The following is a 4,721-nucleotide window of genomic DNA, read 5'->3' as shown; positions in this document are numbered from 1 at the left end:
ATTAGGGTGAGTCTTAAACTCTTCAACACTGGAATAAATTCCTCGTATAAGTTCACCATTAGGTTTGTATTGGCATATAGGGAAACTTTCTTTTTCTTCAAGTGAAAGTTTGGTAAGCTTATCCTCAAACACCTGGCATGCTATGCGAGCCATAGTCTGATTAGAAATTCTCTTCTCACCTTTATCGTACCTTCGTTTTATTACATTTCCATCGGCTTTCTTGAAAAGTACTTCGAGAATTCTGTAGTTATCTCCTAGAGTAAGATCATCTTGATTAAAGCGTTCATCTGTTGATTCGATGCTGTCAGCTTTGATTGATAATAAAAACTTTTCCTGAGCTTTTGTTTCTACGGCAAAACCTTGCTTTTCTAGATAATTCTTAGCATCTATAGAATTAAATGCATTGGTTGAAATATCTTGCCCTGTAGCCAGATAATTTGCTACAGCAATTACATATACAGGAGGATATTTCTTGTCGTTGTATACAAGTTCATATCTGATGCTCTGGTTGCGGAAAGGGACGCCATTATCGTCAATGTATTTTAATGCGTCAAGAATATTTTGATATGATAATGTTGGAATTGCCATTTTTTTACCTGTTCACCTTTTCTTATGTAATTTTTAATTAAATTAGATTAAGAACTTTCCTAAATATGATTCTTAATTCATCTTAATATGCTTTCCGAACTTCTCCTCAGAGATCTCTTATACGAGGTAACAGTTGCCTATTAGGTCCCTATCTTTTTAGCAGATAAGAATATTGCCCCTGCATTGATCATTAAAATTATTGGAATAAAGCCATCTCATCATTGCTACACAGCAATTTAAAATGCTTTATCAAGATAATATTTATACTAATTATGATCAGGATACTCCTCTAAGATCCTCTTTAATTCATTTAGTATTCTCTTATCAGAAACACTAACCTTAACACCAAGCTGCTGAGCAAAATAGGAGACTCTAAGCTCTTCAATCAGGTATTTAACATTCTCAAGATCGGATGGTATATAAGAGTACTTATAGCGATTCAAAGTTGTCTTATACTGCTCTTGCAGATCTTCAATCTTTCTTGTGTACATAAGGTCTCGATTTACATCCTTATTTACCTTTGAAAGTCTGTAAATCATAGCATCAAGATATCTTGGATACTCTAAAAGAGCCTTTAATGGAGTCTGACTAATAAAGCCTTTGAACACAAGAGAATCAAGCTGAGTACCAACATCCTTGTATGAATAGGCAACATCTAATGAGAGTCTGCCTTTTAACAGTTTTTTTAGCTCATGTGCTTTCATGAGGATCTTATCAACCTTTGTTGCAAGTTCTAAAGCAGTATCATTAAGATCGCCTCTAACCTTTTCTAAAAGCACATTAAATGAAGCCTCATCATAAACAGGTGCGTTGTTCTCCTGCATTATTTTATCAATTGCACCTAACACAAGATCGGAGACAAGCTCCTTGATTGAGCCAAGTGGCTGATAGTACATTGCAAGTTTTGACTTGTTAGGCAGATGCTGCTCTAAATATGATGTAGGATCTTTTATACTCAAAGACAGAAGCTTTCTCTCACCAAGCCACATCATTTTCTCCTGGCGATGAGTGCTGTCACAAAGTTCAAGTGCAACGCCATTGCCCTTATCACAAAGAGCTGGATATGCTGTTATTTCAATTGAGCCTTGCATTGAATTCTGCTGTTTTTTGATATCTCCAAATGACCATACATTGGTAGGTGCACTGTCTTTGTGAACCTTGATTGACTTTTTTAGAGCAGATGAAATCTTTGAGTTAAGCTCTGATAAAAGCACATCAAGATTTCTGCCTGTCTTGATGATTTTTGAGTTTTCATCCTCAATTGCAAAGTTCATGAATAGGTGTTTATCAATTAGTGTCTTATCAAAATCATCGCATGTGACAACCTGCCCACCCATTCTTGTAAGCTCCTTTGCAGCCTTCACATAAAGATCGTCAGTAAAAGGCTCCTGTATTGTCTCTAAAAGTGCCTTTGCATAGTTTGGTGCAGGAATAAGATTCTTTCTAAGCTTTTTTGGCAGAGATTTAATAAGCTCTGTTAAAAACTCAAGTCTTAATCCAGGGATCTGATAGACAAACTGTTTTGAGTTAATCTTGTTTAAGATTGCAAGAGGAATATGAACAGTTACACCATCATTCTTATCAGATGGAGAGAAGACATAAGAAAGCTTTAGCTTGAAATTGTCAGTCTGCCAGAACTCTGGGAACATATCTTCTTTGATGGTATCAAAGTTGTCTTTGACAACCATATCCAAAGAAAAATCAAGATAGTTTGGCTCATGTTTTTGCTTTTCTCTAAACCACTTTTCAAAGTGACGAACTGTTAGGATATCATCAGGAAGCTTTTTGTCATAGAACTCTTCAAGAACAGAGCTTTCAACAAGCAGATCACGACGTCTTAACTTATCCTCTACATGTAAAACCTCATCTATTAGATCAAGATTTCTCTTAAAGAACGGGAATCTCAGATCCATTTCGCCGTTGACTAAACCGTCTCTTATAAGAAGAGAGCGACAAAGCTTTGGATCGATACTGCTGTACAAAGCATTGCGGTTGTTCACTATCATAAGGCCGTACATGGAAATATTCATGCTGGCAACAACAGCGCCCTGTTTTCTTGACCAGTGAGGCTCGTTGTAATTCTTTTTGATTAAATGAGCACCTAAAGTTTCAAGCCATAAAGGATCGATAACTGCGCAGTTTTTAGCAAAGAGTCTTGTAGTTTCATTAAGCTCGCTTGCGCAGATCCACTTTGGCTTTTTCTTACAAAGCGCTGATGATGGATGAATATAGAACTTGATACCACGTGCACCTAGGTACTGACCTTTATCATTGTCATTAAAGTTGCCAATCTGAGATAGAAGACCTGAGACAATTGCCTTGTGTACAGAGTCATAATCAGCAGCATTTTCATTCAGCCTGTAATCAAGAGACTGACAGCTTGCTCTTAACTGACGTAGTAGATCGAACCACTCTCTTATTCTTAAATATGATAAGAACTCGCTTTTTAGCATGCGCTTGAAAGCTGACGATGTAAGTTCTTTTTGTTTTTCATTTATATATTCATAAAGCTTTATGTAGGATAGAAAATCTGATTTCTCATCCTTAAAGCGATTATGCATATTAGCTGACTGCTCTTGCCTATCTAAAGGACGCTCTCTTGGATCCATAACAGCTAAAGCTGCAACAATAATCAATACCTCACTTAAAGAACGCTGTCTGTCAGCTTCAACAAGCATTCTTGCAAGTCTTGGATCGGTTGGGATCTTAGATAACTGAACACCTATGTTTGTAAGAGTCAGTTCATCAGTTGAGAGACCTCTAGAATCCTTAATGGCACCAAGCTCCTCTAAAAGTCTGATACCATCAGTAACCTGTCTTGGTTCTGGCTTATCAATGAATGGAAATGAATTGATATTACCAAGTTTTAAAGAAATCATCTGCAAAATAACAGATGCAAGATTGGTTCTTAGAATTTCAGGGCAGGTAAACTCCTCTCTGAAATCAAAATCCTCTTTTGAGTAAAGTCTTACACAGACACCTGAGCTTACACGTCCGCATCGACCTTTTCTCTGATCGGCACTTGCCTTTGAAATCTTTTCAACAGGAAGTCTTTGAACCTTTGTTCTTGGAGAATATCTTGAGATCCTTGCAGTACCAGGATCGATTACATACTTTATATTAGGAACAGTTAAAGATGTTTCTGCAACGTTAGTACAGAGGACAACTCTGACGGTTGAGTGCTTTTCAAAGATCCTGTTCTGCTCTGATGTAGCAAGTCTTGCATACAGAGGCAGGATTTCAACATTCGGAAGATTAGCTTTTTTCAAAAAGCGGTTAACATCCATAATTTCTCTTTCACCAGGTAAAAACACAAGACAGTCTTCTCTGCCATGGTTTTTATAAAGGTAATTAAGAGCCTTTAGAATACCTGATCTTAAATCGAGTGTCTCCTGTTCATCCTCATCATCTTCTATTTCCTTCTCTAAAGGCATATAGACAACTTCAACAGGATAAGTTCTTCCTGACACCTCGATTATTGGAGCATTATTAAAATGCTCTGAGAATCGTTTTGTATTAATGGTAGCAGATGTAATGATTACCTTTAAATCAGGACGTTTTGACAGAAGATTCTTTAAATAACCGATTAGAAAATCGATGTTCAAGGAACGCTCATGAGCCTCATCGATAATGATGCACTCATAGTTTAATAAAAGACGGTCATTTGCAGTTTCTGCAAGCAAAATACCGTCAGTCATGAGTTTGATATAGCTTTTTTCAGATGTATTATCAGTAAAGCGAACCTTGTAGCCAACTAAGTTTCCTAAAGGATCGTTTAGCTCCTGAGCAATTCTTGTGGCAACTGCTCTTGCGGCAATTCTTCTTGGCTGAGTATGACCGATAAAACCTTTTTTTCCAAGTCCTGCCTCAAGGCACATCTTTGGGATCTGTGTAGTTTTACCAGAGCCAGTTTCACCTGCAATGATAACAACTTGATTATCCTTTATGGACTTAATGATTTCATCTTTTCTTGAGCTTACAGGAAGATCATCGTTATAGGTAACAGTTGGAAGCCTGTCTTCACGATCCTTATAAAAAGACTTGTACTCTTCAAGTTTTGAACTGATAAGCAGCTGTTTTTCTATAAGCTGATTTTCATCAGTACAAGAAGAGAGCTTTTTAAGCTCTCTTGA

2 protein-coding genes are annotated in these 4,721 nt (G+C 37.0%); both read right to left on the bottom strand.

Translation table 11 applies throughout. The annotated features are described in order from the left end of the window. Positions 1-588, bottom strand: a 588-nt coding sequence (locus ACJML3_RS00240; protein ID WP_406019615.1) for a hypothetical protein, incomplete at its 3' end; no start/stop codon positions are given. Positions 589-854: 266 nt separating this feature from the next. After that, the coding region (gene hrpA / locus ACJML3_RS00235; RefSeq protein ID WP_406019614.1) for an ATP-dependent RNA helicase HrpA at positions 855-4,721 on the bottom strand (3,867 nt) is incomplete at its 5' end.

It is taken from the genome of Succinivibrio sp., assembly GCF_045124615.1.
GTDB classification, from domain to species: domain Bacteria; phylum Pseudomonadota; class Gammaproteobacteria; order Enterobacterales; family Succinivibrionaceae; genus Succinivibrio; species Succinivibrio faecicola.
This window is presented reverse-complemented; position numbering and strand designations above follow the sequence as displayed.